This is a genomic window from Zavarzinella formosa DSM 19928 (genome assembly GCF_000255705.1).
Taxonomy (GTDB): Bacteria; Planctomycetota; Planctomycetia; order Gemmatales; family Gemmataceae; genus Zavarzinella; species Zavarzinella formosa.
This window is the reverse complement of sequence record NZ_JH636445.1, coordinates 322558-337796: the sequence shown is the minus strand read 5'-3', so window position 1 is coordinate 337796 and position 15239 is coordinate 322558. Positions and strand designations below refer to the sequence as shown.

The following is a 15239-nucleotide window of genomic DNA, read 5'->3' as shown; positions in this document are numbered from 1 at the left end:
ACACCGGGTGATGTTTGTTGTAAACTACGAAGAGGATCCCAAGACAGGGAGACGGCCATGCTGGAAGTAACACCGACCATCCGCATCCCGCTTGAGGAATTCGAGTGGAGTTTCGCCCGTTCCGGCGGTCCGGGGGGGCAAAACGTCAACAAAGTCGCTTCCAAAGCGGTGTTGCGCTGGAATTTCGACGGGACCGAAACCGTCCCCGCCGTCGTTAAAAACCGCTTTCGCGGCTTATATGGCAGTCGGCTCACCACCGAGGGGGAATTGGTGATTTCCTCCGAACTCACGCGGGATCAAAGCCGAAACCGGGAAGATTGCCTCGAAAAACTCGTCGAAATGCTGCGGGTGGCGGCCACGGTGCCGAAGATTCGCCGCGCCACGCGACCAAGCCGCGCCTCCAAACGTCGGCGGGTGGACGACAAACGCCGAACCTCGGCCACGAAAGATGCCCGTCGCGGCCCCAAGGGAGAAGATTGATTTCTGACGAAATTTCTTGCACTGGACGAGTTTTTGACCGAATACTATCTCAATTGAATCATGTCGGCAACGATGACATCCCCGGCTGACTTCCCGGCCGCAGGTCTTGCATCCCCGACGCATTTGGGAAAAGGAATAATCTTCAATGGCTCACATTGTCACCGAACCGTGTCATGACTGTCGCTACACGGATTGTTGCGTGGTTTGTCCCGTGGAATGCTTCTACGGCGACGAGAATATGCTTTACATCAACCCGAACGATTGCATCGATTGTGAAGCCTGTGTTCCCGAGTGCCCCGTTGAGGCCATCTACGGCGAAGCCAACGTGCCCGAACCGTTCACGAAATACATCCAACTCAACGCGGACATGGCGGCCAAACTGTCCGACGTCCACATCACCGAAAAAGTCACGCCGAAGGAAGGCCCCGGCTGCAAGAAGAAGTAATCACTTTTTTGCTCGAACCGAACGAATTCACCCGACGGGCGTGCTTTTGCAAGCGTGCCAGGCGGGTGTGTTTGTTTTCACCCGTACTCTTCCTCTACCATGATGGGTAGATCGGCTCACAACCCCCGCACCGCACGAATGACCGGCATTTTGTTGATTCAACTCGGCACTCCCGATGCCCCCACCAAACCCGCCCTCAAAAAATACCTTCGGCAATTCCTCGGCGATCACCGCGTCATTGAAGTTCCCCGGCTGCTCTGGTGGCTGATCCTCAACCTGTTCATTCTGCCGACACGCCCCAAGGCATCGGCCGCCAAGTATGCCCGGATCTGGGACGCCAAAACCGGCTCCCCCCTGCTCCACCACACCAAAGTCCAGACGGAACTGTTGCAGAAGATGTTCCCCGGAGTTCCTGTTCGCTTCGGCATGCAGATTGGCAATCCGCCGCTGGAGGATGTTGTCAACGAGATGATCGCCCAAGGGGTGGATCGCCTGATCGCCTTGCCGATGTATCCGCAATACTCGGCGACCACCACCGCCAGCGCCACCGACACGCTTTTCAAAGCCTTGATGAAAGTTCGCAAAGTCCCGGCGATCCGCATCGTGCCGCCGTATTACGCTCACCCAGCCTATCTGGATGCGATGGCCGCCTTGATTAAGGACGAGTTGGCAAAGCTCTCATGGGAACCGGAACATTTCGTTTACAGTTTTCACGGCATCCCCCAGAAGTACGCCCAACGGGGCGATCCCTATGCCACGCATGTGGTGCGGACAACTCGGGGCTTGCAAGAGCGGCTGAAGTTTCCCAAAGGCAAGTTCACGCAAACGTATCAATCCTTGTTTGGCAAGGATGAATGGCTGAAGCCCTACACGGACGACACGCTGGGAAAACTAGCCAAGCAGGGCGTGCGAAAGGTGTTCGTGATGCTGCCGGGTTTCACGGCCGACTGCCTGGAAACCATCGACGAAATCGGCCACGAATCTCTGGAACACTTCAAGGAGGCCGGAGGCGAGATTTTACACCAATGTCGCTGCCTGAACGATCATCCGGCGTGGATACAGGCGATGAAGACGATCATTGAGGACGAGGGAGCCGGTTGGCTGCCCGCCGAAAAAGTGCAACTACCAGCGGTCAGCGACCGGGATACCAGCGGATTGAGCCATTCAGCCGTCGTGTGAGATATTCCAGCGGTGTCACCATTGGAATGCCCATCGGGCTTCCGAAAATCGCCGCGTTGACGAAGACCGTCGGCGGCGTGATGGCCAAAATGGCTTTTACTTCCTTTTCATCGAAGTCGTCCGCATCGGTCAGCAGGAAGATCGCATCCGGTTGGACGCTTAAAGCCTCGCGGAACCCTTTCAAATGATCGCTGCGCCCCTCGGCGACCAAATTTTTCAACCATTGATCGGCGGCCGCCAAGTTATCTTCATCAGGAAGCCGCGAAGCGGTGAAGCAACCCGTTGCCCCGCCGTTGTACGCCACCAGTTGGAACCGGCATTCCGGCCCAAGTTGTTTTAAGGACTCCTGGAGGGTGGCTTTCGCCCGCTGAATGCAGCCTCCCATGCTGGAAGAACAATCCAACAGATAAACAATGGTCTTTCCTGATTTCACCCGGCCGTGCAATTTGGGAATGTTGGCCGGAAGGGGTGAAGAAGGTTCTTGCTCCGGCGAATAATTTGCTGGCTTCAGTTCGGGATTGGAGCCCTGTTCGATGGGTAATTTCTTCGGCAACGGCGCGGGGACGTCTTCGCGTTTGGGCGTCGGGACCACAATCGTTTTGATGATCCTTATGGGTTGGTCCCGCAGGACAATGGTGGTCTCCCGGTCATCGTCCGGGCTGTCCACAAGAGTATCCGGAACTTCGGCAGGCCCGCCCCTGATGGGTTTCACGCCAAACCAACTCCCCACCATCGCCAGATGGATGACAAGGGAACATGCAATGGCCAGCAGCCAGCGAGATCGGGAGATGGAACGACGGGAACGCATGATATCCGGCCATACCAACCGGATTTCGGCCTGTCGATGGCAATTCCCGGTATTGGAAGTGTTTTGTGGGTCGTCTTCATATTGATGGGCACAGTTGGTTTTCCCGGTTATAATTCCGGTAAGTCTCGGCCGCCCAACCAGTTTTCGCTCGGAGTCTCCCGATATGGCCACGCTTCTTGACGCCACCAAAGCTCCGAATTCGGCCAAAGTCGAGGAATTTGTCAATCGTCAGCTCAAAGCCGCCCGCCGCCGGGTGCGCGTGTTGGACTTCTTCGCCGCCGGGTTGGTCGTCGCCATCACCACGCTGGTCTTCCTGCTGATCGTGCAATTCATTGACCGGGCCTATGAAACGCCACCGAAGATCGGTTATCTGGTCTGGGGCGTTTACGGGGCATTGGCCGTCGGCTACCTATACTGGTCCGTCTTCCGGCCCTCCCGCCGGGAGATTAATCCGTACTACGCCGCCCGCGAGTTGGAACTCAACGTCGATACGGCCAAAAATTCGCTGGTCACATGGGTGGATCTGGAAGACGATCAGAAACTCCCCCCTTCGATCCGGGCGGCCATCAGCCAAAAAGCCGCCAAGGATCTCAAGGGCCTTGATTTGAATCAGGCCATCGAGAACAAAACGCTCTTGTGGGTTGGAATCGCCGCGGCTGTGCTGCTGATTGGCAATGCCATCGTCGCTTTTCTGCCGCCGACACGAACGGCCCTAACCCTCGAAGAACCGGCCAACGGGAATGTGACCGTTTTCAACAACCAAGACGTGAAGTTCCAAGTGCGGGTCCGAGGCCGGATTCCCCAACCGAACTCGGGCGAATCGGTTCGTCTGCGACTGTGGTACAACCCCGAAGACCCGGAGACTTTTGAAGAACGCCCTCTGACGGTTTCCGAGACGGACAAGCGGCAATTTGAACTGACCATCCCGCCGCGTCAGGTGCGGATGGGCTTCCGTTATCGCATCCTCGCCGGGAACACTCAAACACCGGAATATACCGTCACTTGCAAGATCATCCCAGAATTCACCGGTTTCGACGTGAATTACGAATACCCGACGTACCTCAAACGGCCGGCCGAGCAAAACAACGACCCGAACCTGCTCGCCCCATATGCCTCCACGGCCACGCTGATCGTCCACACCAATCGCGATGTGAAAAACGGCCACATTGAGATCGACGGCCAAGCCCGCACCATCGACGGCCAACTGATCGAGGGGCAAACCGACTCGATCAAGTTTGCCGTCCCGTTTGAAAAGGAATCGCAATACCGGGTCTGGTTCACGACGACCGAAGGGGACAAAAACAGCGACCCGAAACGCTTCCGGCTCGCCGTGATTGATCCTAAGCCGGTGTTCCGGACTTTTGACATCAGTTATGAATATCCTGCCTATCTGCGTTGGAAGCCTGCCACCGGCACGGATATCCGGGAGCCGGAGATTGAGGCCATTCGCGGCAGCGTTGTCACCCTGACCGCCAAGACCAATCGCGGCGTGAAGAGCGCGCAATTGCAATTGGAAGGTCTGCCGCCGATCATTGGAACGAGCGTGCCGGACGAGCCGATGTGGGTCCGCTTCAAACTGCCGCCCATCGACAAGGACGGCACGGCGAAGGTGAGTTTCGCCCCCGGCACGCCAGAGAACCCGACGCTGCCGAAAGCCATTCCCGTCCGGGCGATCATTGATCAACCGCCGACCGTGCAACTGCAAACACCCACGACGGACGAAATCACCCTCCCCGCCAACGGCACATTAGAATTGAAGGGCTTTGCCACCGACGATCACGGCATCGACGGCATGACCCTGCAAATGAAACTCGTCGGAGCCGGGGATTTGTCGCTTGACGGGAAACCCTATCGCAACGGAATCTCCTTCTTGCGGAAAGAAGACAACTCGTGGCCGATACGGGTCGATTACAAGGACTTCGTCAAACTCCCCGACATCCGAATGCCGAACAACCCGAACTTCCGGATTGCCCAAGGCAGCACCGTCGAATTCTGGGTGGAAGCCAGGGACAATTGCACCGTTCCCCCCGGCCCGAATGTCGGCCGTTCCAATGCCAAGCGATTCAAGGTGATCGCGCCTGTTCAAGCCCCCGCAGAAAAAGCGAAGGTTGAGAATCGCAATCAGGAACTGAACAAGGAACAAAAGAACCACAACGAGAAGCAAGACAAGCAACTTCAGGGCGAACAACGCCCGCAAAACCAACCGCCGGTGAAAGGCCAGAACCCGCCGGAGCCGAAAAACGACGGCAACCCGCAAGACAATCCGATGCCGATGGGAGGCCAACCGCAAGGCAACCCGATGCCGAAAAACGGCAATCCCATGCCGAAGGATGGCGACCCCATGCCCGGCGGGATGAACCCAGACAACACGGGCAACAACCCGATGCCGATGCCGAAAGAAGGCATGAACCCAGACCCGAATCAGGACCAACAGAATCAAGAGATTGAACGGGCCGCCAAAGAATCCGAAAACGCCAAGAAGGAGGGCAAACAAAAGCCCGACTCCCGGCCGGACCCGAACGCCAAAGTGGAACCGTCCGAGCAGCGGCCGGCCCCCAAGAACGACCCCAACGGCGAACCCCCGGCCGACCAGAAGCCAATGCCCAAGAACGACCCGAACCAGAACATGGGCGACAACGCCCCGGCGGGTGAAAAACGCGATGGTAAGGTCGACAAAACCAAGGAAGACAAGAGCGAGAATAAGCCCGGCGGCGACAAACCGATGGACATGAACGACGAATCGAAAGACAAAGAGGCCCTTGGCGGAAGTGGTGGCGGGGACAGCAAACAAAAGCCCGAGCCCAAGCAACCCGCCGGGAAAGAACCGCCCCCCGAAAAAGGTGGTGCCCGGCCGGAGCAATCCCCCGAGCAGAAAGGGATGAATCCCGACCAAAAGCCGCAAACGGGAGCCAACAAGCCCGAAAAGGAAGTCACCCAAGGCGAGGAAAAACAACCGGCCCCGAAGGAAGGCATGGGCGGCTCTGGTGAAAAAGACCAGCCCGACCAAACGGCCGGGAGTGACAAGCCGAAAGAACGCCCCGGCGCCGGGGAAGGTCGGCCTCAATCGAAGAAATCCGGCCCGATGGAAGAAACCGCCGGAGAAAAACGGCCGCAACCCAAGAGCGGCGGCCCGGAAGCCGGAGAAAACCGCCCCGAACCCAAGCATGACATGGGCGACGAGACCGCCAAGAGCGAAGGCAAGCCGCAACCCGGCCAAGGCCAGCCCAACGGGGAGAAGAACGAACTGGACCGCGAAACAGCGGGTGAGCTTGATCGGGAGGTCAATTCTCCCAAGCCCGAAATCAGCGACAAGGGCAAGAGCGATGTGGAACGCCTGATGCGGAACAAGGAAACCCGCCAGAAGACACGCGACGAACTGGACAAGCTTGAAAAGAATGCCAAGGACCAACTGAGCCGCAAGAAAGCCCAAGACTTGAAGAAGGCCGGCGAGGAAGCCGCCAAGAATTACGACCAGGAAAAGCCGACGGAAGAAAAGGTCGACGAACTGGCCAAAAAACTCAATTCCAAGGACCAGCAAGAACAAAAGGACGCCGAGCAACGCCTCAAGGATTGGCAGAAGGATCAACAAACGAAGAAGGACTTGGAAAAAGAGGTCGACCAACTCAAGAAGAAAAAGCCGGAAGAGGGCAAAAAGGTCGAGCAGGCGATGAACAAGCCGAACCCGAAAAAGGACGACGAACCCGGCCAGTCGGGCGACACGCCAAAGCCGGACGAACAAAAGCTCAACGAGATGGCCAAGGACTTGCAAAGCAATGATCCCATGAAGCGGGAGCAAGCCCAAAAGCAACTCGAACAGATGATGAACGATCCGAAGAACCGAGATCAAGCCAAGGACAAGTTGAACGAGATGGCGAAGAACGCCAACAACCCAGACGACAAAAAGAACTTGGAAAATGCCGCTCAAAAGGCCAACGACATGGCCAAAGCCAACGGCCAGAAGCAAGAGAAGGACTTAAAGGACATCGCCGACAAGATGGCCGGGAAAAACGAACAGGACAAGAAGGACGCCGAAAACAAACTAAACGAAATGATGAAAGACCCGGCCAAAGCGGAAGAGGCCAAGAAGCAACTTCAAGACATGGCCAACAACTCCAAGAATCCTGACGACAAGAAAAAACTGGAGGATGCCGCCAAAAAAGCGGACGACATGGCCAAGGCCAACGGGCAAAAACAAGAGCAAGACTTGAAGGACATTGCCGACAAAATGGCCGGAAAAGACGAGCAAGCCAAGAAGGATGCCGAGAACAAACTGAACGAAATGATGAAGGACCCGGCCAAGGCTGAGGCGGCCAAAAAGAAGATGGAAGAAATGGCCAAAAACGCCAAGAATGCCGACGACAAGAAAAACATGGAAGACGCCGCCAAGAAAGCGGATGAGATGGCCAAAGCCAACGGCAACAAGCCGGAACCCAAGACCGACCCCAAGGACTTGAAAGAGATGGCCGACAAACTGGCGGGCAAGGAGGGGGAGGCCAAGAAGAAGGAAGCTGAAGACAAACTCAAGAACATGATGAAAGACCCGGCCAAGGCCGAGGAAGCCAAAAAGAAGATGGAAGAGATGGCCAAGAACGCCTCCAAGGACGACGAAAAAAAGGCCCTTGAGGAAATGTTGAAGCAAGCGAATGAAATGGCCAAGAACCCGCCGAAGGCTGATCCGAAGGATCTGAAGGATCTGAAGGATCTTATGGACAAGATGAAGAAGACCGATCCGAAGGAACATGAGGAAGCCAAGGAGAAGCTCAAAGAAGCGATGAAAGATCCCAAGATCCGCGAGCAGATGGAAAAACTCAAAGAGCAAATGGCCAAGAATCAGGAAGACCCGGCCAAACAAAAAGAATTCGCGGACATCATGAAAGAACTCGGCGGCGGCAACCCCGAGGATAACGGCAAGCCGGACCCGGCCGACCCGAGGAACAAACTAAAGGCCGCCGAGTTGATGCTCGACAAGTTCAAGAAGAACCTGACAGATGATGAATTCAACCAGTCCCTGAAATGGACCGAGGATCAGAAAGCTGAGTGGATTCGCAAACAAGAGGCGACCATCGCGGAACTGAAGAAACAAGCCGAAAAGGGTGATTGGAACACGAACCGAATGGTTCGTCCGACGACGGACAAGGGACCGGCCTCCGTGAAATTCGATCCCAAGAGTGGCGTCGATCCACTCCGTGGCGGCCGCTATGCCCCGCCCGCCGGATATGCCGACCCATACAAGAAGTTCACCGAAGAGGCATCCGGGGTGAAATCCAGCATTCCCGCGAAGTAGTTCCAATTGATTGCGAGAACACAGGCGGGGAAGCAATTCCCCGCCGTGTCAGATCGATTCACTTCTTCCAAATTGACTTCAACTCATGAACATCCACGGCCACCGATTTCGCCGAACCGCCAACAACCGTCAGCGAGACTGACTGGTCATCCGCTTTCGGGGTGAACGCAAAGGGAACATAGGTTAATCCATCGTCCGCGAAGATTTCAAAGCCAACGCGGTCGGCAATGATAGTCAACCGTTGTTTCCCCTCCCGCAACGGGGCCGGGGCACGCTGGCCGCTGACGACGATTTCCTGTTTCTTGGTGTCGTAAACCACTGTCAGCCCGCGAACGACAAACTTCACCTCGGCCGCCTCTCCCGGTTCGATTTCCGCGCGAACTTCCAGCAATTCTCCTTTGATGCCCTTCAACGAGTCTTCGCCGACTTTCAACTCCATCGGGCCAAACGAATGCGTTTTCGCCCGTAATTGTTCCAGTTCCTTCACCGGCGTCCAAGACAACCGGGGGCCGTCTTTCGTTCCGACCAGTTTCAATTCCAAGGGAATCGTCATCGCCTGATTGAAGGACATGCCGGGCGTGGCCAGTTGAAACCATCCCATCTGAACAACCCGGCCCTTGGGATCATGGCTGAACGTCTGGGCGGCATAGAATCCGCGGCCACGATGCCCCTTGAGTTTGGCTGTCTCCGGGGTGAATGATTTGCCGTCGAAAGAGCCGATCATGTAGTCACTGTTGGCGGCCGTCAGCACCCATTTCCGCTTGGTGGCGTCACCGTCCACCGGCAGTTCAAAAATGTCCGGGCATTCAAAAAAACCATCGATCCGGCTTTGCTCCGTCCATTTTTTCAAATCCGGCGAAGTGTGAAAAACGATCCACTGTTTCCGGTCCTTCTCGTCGTAAACGGCCATGATCCATGTTTTGGAAACGCTGTCCCACAACAACCGGGGATCGCGGCCGGCATGCTTGACAACCGGGTTGCCCTCGTATTCCGTCCACGTTCGGCCCCGGTCGTTGGAATACGCGATGCACTCCCCCCGGCCGGTGCTGGTGAACGCGGCGACCAGCAATTCGTTGTCCCCCTTCTTCCAACCGGATGTGTTGGCCTTGTCCACGACCGCGCTGCCCGAGAAAGCCATGTCATCGAATTTCGGCGGGTAAAGGGCGATCGGCAACTCCTCCCAACGGACGAGATCCTTGCTGACGGCATGGCCCCAGTGCATGTTGCCCCAATGCCAGCCATACGGGTTGTGTTGGAAGAACAAGTGATATTCGCCATCGGCAAAGACCATTCCGTTGGGATCGTTCGTCCAGCCCCGTCGCGGGGAGAAGTGCAACTGCGGCCGAAGCGGTTCACGGTATAGCGCGTCGGTTCCCCAAATTTCATCGGCTTGGGTGACGGCATCAAGGGCCTTGGAGTCTTCCGGCAGATTGACCGCCCGAAGGGTGACCTTTTGGCCCTTCCAAGCGGTCACATCCAGATGGGCGAACCATTCGGGTTTGTCGGACAATTCCATGTCGAAATCCCGGACGGTTTTGCCATCCACGATAAGCGATACACGCTGCTTCTTTCCCTCGGGCTGGCTCGTCTTGGTCGGCAGATGCAGGTATCGCTTCTCCAGCGTCAACGCTTTTTCCTTCGTGACCAACGGAGCCGGAACCGCCGGTTTTTTGTCGGTGAACACGAAATGGTCCGCGTTGATGTGTCCCCACCCCCCTTTGGCCTCGTCCACGATCACGATGCGGGCCATCTTGCCCGCCAAATCGGTCACATCCCATGCGGTCGGGGCGAGTTCCTCGCTGCCGCCCGCTTTGGTATTCGGCCCGGTGACGGTGCGGACAACCTTCCCCTCGACGACCAGATTCACACAGGTTTTGCCGGGATATCCCCCGCCGCCGATGAGGAAGGAGATGTGTTTGCGTTCCACCTTGAATTCCGGGGAAGTGAGCGTTCCCAAGGCGTCATCGCCGCCAAGGAAACTGTTCACAAGCCCTTTTCCTTTGAAGCCGCCAACGTGCATCTGCCCCGGAAGCGTCCCCTTCGCCGGGGCTGACCCGAAGGCTGTGCCGGTGGTTTTCCAATTTCCGTAATCGTCGCCCTCAAAATCGGCGAAGAGAATGTCCGGTTGATCGGCCCGGCATAATCCGGTGAGGGCGAACATCAGAAATACGACGGGAGAAAGTCGTGCGGACATGGTTGCCTCATGAAGTTTGAAAACGGGCTGTCAGTCGCTCGGGCAAGTCCGGGGTGGCTCCCGGCTGGGTGCAAACATAGGCCGCCACTTCGTTGGCCATTCGATTGATATCGTCGAGATCGTGATGCCGCAGCCAGCCAACAACGAGGGTCGCGGTGAACGAATCCCCCGCCCCCACGGCATCGCGCACCGTCACCGGAAAACCCGGATGTTCCGACCATCGCTCTTCCGCGAGCAGCAGGCTGCCCCCTGCCCCGCGCGTCAGGGCGACGAGTTTGAGATGGAAACGCCCGGCCAACCCGGTTACCTGTTCTCGTTCGTCGCCGCTGATCCCAAACAACCCGGCCAAAATCGGCAGCTCTTGATCGTTGAGTTTCAACACATCAGCCAGCCGGATTGACTGCTCGACCACTTCCCGCGTCCAAAATGGTGGGCGAAGATTGACATCAAACACCCGCAGCGTTTCCGGCCGGGCGGATTTCACAAGTGTTTGAATCGATGATCTTGCCAAAGCGGAGCGTTGGCCCAAACTGCCGAAACAAATCGCGTCGGCCTTGGCGACCGCCTGACCTGCTGACTCATCGGCCTGAAGATGGTCCCAAGCGACATCCGCATGAATCGTGTATTTGGGTTGCCCCCCGGCATCCACTTCGACTGAAACGGTTCCGGTTGGGGCATTGTTATCCTGTTGGATGGTCTCCGGTGGAAAGCCTTTCGCCGCAAAACGGGCCAAAACTTCCCGGCCAAGATCATCTTGCCCCACGCGAGAAATCAGCGTCGCGTCGGCTCCCAGACTGCGGGCATGACAGGCAAAGTTCGCCGGAGCCCCGCCAAGTTGTCGGCCTTCCGGCAGGAGATCCCACAACACTTCGCCGATGGCTGTGATTCGCAGGTTCATGCGACTTTGGTCTCCTTGGCGGATTCCCGGCCGAATCGCTGTTCGATTTGTTCCAAGGTTCCGCCTTTGGTCTCGGGCATGATGAACCACGCGAACAGAAACTGAAGACCCATCATTGCCGCGAAGAAGGCAAACGCCGCCGCCCCGGAGGCCGCGGCCACCACCGGGAACGACCACGAGATGGCGGCCGCCATGAACCAGTGTGTGAAACTACCCAATGCCTGCCCCTTGGCCCGCACGGCATTCGGGAACACTTCCGAAATAAACACCCAAATCACCGCCCCTTGCGAGAAAGCAAAAAAGGCGATGAAACCCAACAAAGCCGCCAGTAACACTGTTCCGTTGGCTTGATCGCCTTTCGCCATTTGAACAGCCACCAACCCAAGACAAGCGGCCGTCCCGACCGACCCGACAAGCAACAACGGCCGCCGGCCAAAGCGATCAATCATGAACATGGCCGAAACGGTGAATACCAGATTGGTTCCCCAAAGGGCGACGGATTGGAGCAAAGCCGAATCCCGTGAGGCTCCGGCCATTTGGAAGATCTTCGGGGTGTAATACACCAAGGCGTTGATGCCGGAGAGTTGGTTGAACATAGCAACCGCCCACGCCAGAAAAATCATCCGGCCGTAACGGGCTTGGAACAATCGATCCTGTCCGGCGTTTGCCCCGTCCGCAAGCGAAGTGCGAATCGCGGACAACTCCCCTTCCACATCAGCAATCCCTATCTGACGTAGCACCAAGCGGGCCTCGTCAAATTTCCCTTTTGAGGCTAGCCAACGGGGGCTTTCGGAAATGGTGAACACCAACAAAAAGAACACCAGCGAAGGCACGGCCACCACGCCAAGCATCCATCTCCAAGCCGTTTCCGAATCCAGCCATGAAGCGATGGCGTAGTTCGAGACGAACGAGAGAAGTATCCCGACGACGACGTTTAACTGGTTGAGGCCCACCAACCGACCCCGCCATACGGGTGGAGCGATTTCGGCAATGTACAACGGAGCGACAACAGACGATCCACCGATTGCCAAACCACCCAAGAACCGGGCCGTCAGAAAAAACCACCAGCTTTGAGCCAGCCCGCAACCAATCGACGAAATCAGATACGTGATCGCGAGCACGAACAAAATCTTTTTCCGTCCATGAAGATTGGCCAAAGGTCCGGCAACCATCGAACCGATCACCGTGCCGGCCATTGCACTGGAGATGGTAAAACCGAGCCAAAAATTGTTAAGATCAAAGACCGTTTGCAAGGCATCCGTAGTGCCTGAAGTCACGGCAGAGTCGAAGCCGAACAGCAGGCCGCCCAAGGCCGCCACCAGCGCGGCCTTGGCGACCACCGCACTAAGGGGAACGGGAGAGGCGCCTTCGACGGTTGAAACGGGGAGAGCGTTCATCGTCTGGTCGATTCGTATTAAAATGCAGATGTCAGTTGATTATGGCGGGGCAAGGGCGTTTGCCCATTGGAAGTTGCAAAATCACCACCAGAAAAAAGCTGTGCGCTGTCAAACGTCAAATTTTGGACAGCCTTGGGGAAGGTTCTCAACGGAAAGCGAGAAGCGAAGATTATCGCTTTCCGTTTGGGCCAGCCAAGATCGAAGACAACTGACAGCCCGAACCTTCCGGCTCGCATCTCCATCACTGCCGCATGGCGAAGATTCACCACCTTCTGAACAAACTGGCCCTCGCGGAAGACCGATTCCGCTCCGGGGAGTTTCTGGCCCCGTCGTTGGGCGGGGGCGGGGTCACGGTGCGCGTCGAGGGGGTTGTCACGCGGTATGAATTGCCGGGGCGGTTTGTCGGATGGGGAGTCTTTCGGGCCGATGGCTCGCGGGCGGTTTTTGATCGGCGGGCGACGCTGGCTGAACAGCGGGCTTATCGACAACTCTTCCCGGTTCGGCCGGTGTTCTTGATTGCCCAAGCTGAAGACGGCTGGCTGGCGTGGCCGGCCCACGACGGGGATGCTCGCTTCGGCGAAACCAGTTTGCTCACGGTTCAATTTGCCGAGGATGTGCAGCCGTTCGACCGTGTGGAAACGCGCTTCGACGGTTCCCAAGCGTGGTTCGATCATCTGAACGACCGCCGGGATGTGTCAGCCGCCCGACACTTGCGGGAAGCCCTGCGGGATCGCCTCTCTCCAGACTCGCTGGCGTTTCCGGGCCTGACGCCCGAACACCGGCAGGCTTACCGACTGGCGTGGCGGTTGCTGACCGGCCACGCCGAGGCCCCGGCGTCCGACCGGCGACGGGCTTGGGAGGTCACGGGCTTGAACCTTGGCCGGGGGTGATTATCAAAGAGGCTCCGAGAGATGCCGAGACCGGAAGTCGAATGATTCCCCATATTGTTGACCTGATCGCCGTCGGCGTGTTCGCCATCAGCGGTTGCCTCGCGGCCGGTCGCAAGCAACTGGACCTGATGGGCGTGTTTATCATCGCCGTCGTCTCGGCCGTCGGCGGCGGCACGCTGCGGGATCTGCTGTTAAACCGTCACCCCATCGCGTGGATCGCCGACCCGGCGTATTTGTTCATCATCATCGGGGCGGTCGCCGTCACCTACATCTTCCTGCGGGGCCGACGCCCTCCGCAACAATTGCTGGGGCTTGTCGACGGGGTCGGCCTGTCGCTCTACAGCATCGCCGGGGCCTACACGGCCGAGCAATGTGGCAAAGGGGGAATCGTGGCGGTCATCATGGGAACAATGACCGCCACTGCCGGAGGCGTGATCCGCGACACGCTTTGCAATGAGGTGCCGTTGTTATTGAAGGGAAAGTATCTCTATGCGTCGGCGGCCATGTCCGGGGCGGGATGCTATGTGATTCTTCAAATGATTGACGTGCCGCAATGGTGGGCGGCTCTTTTGGGAATGGGCGTCGTCGGCACCCTTCGATTCGGCTCGATTTTGAACGAATGGAGCTTGCCGGTCCTGAAAATCGACGACGAATGGAAGGGGATTTAAACCGGTTGCCTTTTATTTCTTCGCGGTGGGCGTTTGAACAGGCTCGATGGTGATATTCCCCCTGGCATCCGTCTTGATGACGTAAAGCAGATTGTCCTTGGCGGACGGGGCCGGAAAGGTTCCCGTGGCCAGAACCCGGTCAGGCTTGTTCGCGTCGTAAATGGTAAATTTGCGCAAGATATCAGCGGCCGGGGGAGTATCCCGTATCGTCTCGTTGGCAAAAATCTTCTGGGGGCGCCCGGTCCGGCCGGTCGCGTATGTTTCTTGGATAATCACGGGCTGTCCGGTGTCGTTGCGGAAGCCCATCCACCCGGCCAACAGAGACGACGGGGCAAGAGCCAGCATCGCCAGCCCGGCGGCCAAGATTCGACGGAAGTGTTTTTGGCAAAACAACATGTGCCACCCCCCGGCGACCATAAAGGCCGGGTTCGGGGACCGGATACGGAATAATACATGATTGAAACGCAAGGTAAGTGCCCCCTTGCGCGCGATAGTTTGAAATTTTCCTCAAAATTTCGGAAGATCGGCTCAAGTTTCTCGGCAACAATGGAGGAGCCTGTATTTGGAGGATCGGCAATGCCCCCCGCATGGAACAGTAATTCCGCCCCGGTTGCGGAACCAGAATCAAAAACACGTCCGAAAGTTCAGCCGCCTTATCATGTGTTGATCGAAAACGATGACGATCACACGATGGAATTCGTCATCGTGGTGCTTCAAAAAGTGTTCGGCTATTCAACGGAAAAAAGCTTTGAGTTGACGCTGCAAGCCCACACAAACGGGGAGGCCGTCGTCTGGACCGGGTCAAAAGAAGTGGCCGAGTTAAAACTGGATCAAATCCTGACTCACCACGAAAAACACTTCCGGGACGGCCGACCCCTCGGCCCGTTGAGCTGCCGAATCGAACCGGCCATCTGATCTAAAAAAGAAAAGGGCCAACCATTTATTGGTTGGCCCTTTTCTTTACACATCACTTATCGCCGACCGCCACCACCGCCG

Annotated in this window: 12 protein-coding genes; 7 read left to right on the top strand and 5 right to left on the bottom strand. The window is 57.2% G+C overall.

Going from position 1 to position 15239, the window contains the following annotated elements; all coding sequences use genetic code 11:
* Window positions 1-57 precede the first annotated feature (57 nt).
* From arfB to hemH, 3 genes are all read left to right on the top strand, one after another.
* Window positions 58-480 carry an alternative ribosome rescue aminoacyl-tRNA hydrolase ArfB gene (arfB, locus tag BGIM_RS0133275; protein WP_020473985.1) on the top strand — a complete coding sequence of 141 codons (423 nt, stop codon included), beginning with the start codon at window positions 58-60 and terminating at the stop codon, window positions 478-480.
* 145 nt (window positions 481-625) lie between these two features.
* Window positions 626-925, top strand: coding sequence for a 4Fe-4S dicluster domain-containing protein (locus BGIM_RS0133270; RefSeq protein ID WP_020473984.1), 300 nt, complete (start codon window positions 626-628; stop codon window positions 923-925).
* 138 nt (window positions 926-1063) lie between these two features.
* A complete protein-coding gene (gene hemH, locus BGIM_RS0133265; RefSeq protein ID WP_020473983.1) occupies window positions 1064-2104 on the top strand; it encodes a ferrochelatase in 1041 nt (346 codons plus the stop codon).
* On the opposite strand, the gene BGIM_RS0133260 is transcribed toward hemH, so the two are convergent.
* Window positions 2058-2912: a VWA domain-containing protein gene (locus BGIM_RS0133260; protein ID WP_020473982.1), complete on the bottom strand. Its 855-nt coding sequence runs from the start codon at window positions 2910-2912 to the stop codon at window positions 2058-2060. The genes hemH and BGIM_RS0133260 overlap by 47 nt on opposite strands.
* A 163-nt stretch (window positions 2913-3075) precedes the next feature.
* Between BGIM_RS0133260 and BGIM_RS0133255 the strand changes: the two genes are divergently transcribed.
* Window positions 3076-8196, top strand: a complete 5121-nt coding sequence (locus tag BGIM_RS0133255) for a hypothetical protein (RefSeq protein WP_020473981.1) — start codon at window positions 3076-3078, stop codon at window positions 8194-8196.
* Between the two features lie 58 nt (window positions 8197-8254).
* On the opposite strand, the gene BGIM_RS53720 is transcribed toward BGIM_RS0133255, so the two are convergent.
* Genes BGIM_RS53720 through BGIM_RS0133240 form a run of 3 tightly spaced genes read right to left on the bottom strand, consistent with a single transcriptional unit; the run spans window position 8255 to window position 12685 of the window.
* A complete protein-coding gene (locus BGIM_RS53720) occupies window positions 8255-10390 on the bottom strand; it encodes a glycoside hydrolase family 32 protein (protein WP_020473980.1) in 2136 nt (711 codons plus the stop codon).
* Window positions 10391-10397: 7 nt separating this feature from the next.
* Window positions 10398-11288: a carbohydrate kinase family protein gene (locus tag BGIM_RS0133245; RefSeq protein WP_020473979.1), complete on the bottom strand. Its 891-nt coding sequence runs from the start codon at window positions 11286-11288 to the stop codon at window positions 10398-10400.
* On the bottom strand, window positions 11285-12685 hold the full coding sequence (locus BGIM_RS0133240; RefSeq protein ID WP_020473978.1) for a sugar porter family MFS transporter: 1401 nt from the start codon (window positions 12683-12685) through the stop codon (window positions 11285-11287). Before BGIM_RS0133240 ends, BGIM_RS0133245 begins: the two co-directional genes overlap by 4 nt.
* A gap of 251 nt (window positions 12686-12936) precedes the next feature.
* Between BGIM_RS0133240 and BGIM_RS0133230 the strand changes: the two genes are divergently transcribed.
* Window positions 12937-13575, top strand: a complete 639-nt coding sequence (locus BGIM_RS0133230) for a hypothetical protein (protein ID WP_020473976.1) — start codon at window positions 12937-12939, stop codon at window positions 13573-13575.
* A 41-nt stretch (window positions 13576-13616) separates the two neighbouring features.
* Window positions 13617-14243 (top strand): trimeric intracellular cation channel family protein, encoded by a 627-nt coding sequence (locus BGIM_RS0133225; RefSeq protein ID WP_020473975.1) that lies wholly within the window; start codon window positions 13617-13619, stop codon window positions 14241-14243.
* 12 nt (window positions 14244-14255) lie between these two features.
* On the opposite strand, the gene BGIM_RS0133220 is transcribed toward BGIM_RS0133225, so the two are convergent.
* The gene (locus BGIM_RS0133220; protein WP_020473974.1) at window positions 14256-14639 is read right to left on the bottom strand and encodes a hypothetical protein; all 384 of its coding nucleotides are present in this window, start codon (window positions 14637-14639) and stop codon (window positions 14256-14258) included.
* Window positions 14640-14819: 180 nt separating this feature from the next.
* Between BGIM_RS0133220 and BGIM_RS0133215 the strand changes: the two genes are divergently transcribed.
* A complete protein-coding gene (locus BGIM_RS0133215; protein WP_020473973.1) occupies window positions 14820-15158 on the top strand; it encodes an ATP-dependent Clp protease adaptor ClpS in 339 nt (112 codons plus the stop codon).
* Window positions 15159-15239 lie beyond the last annotated feature (81 nt).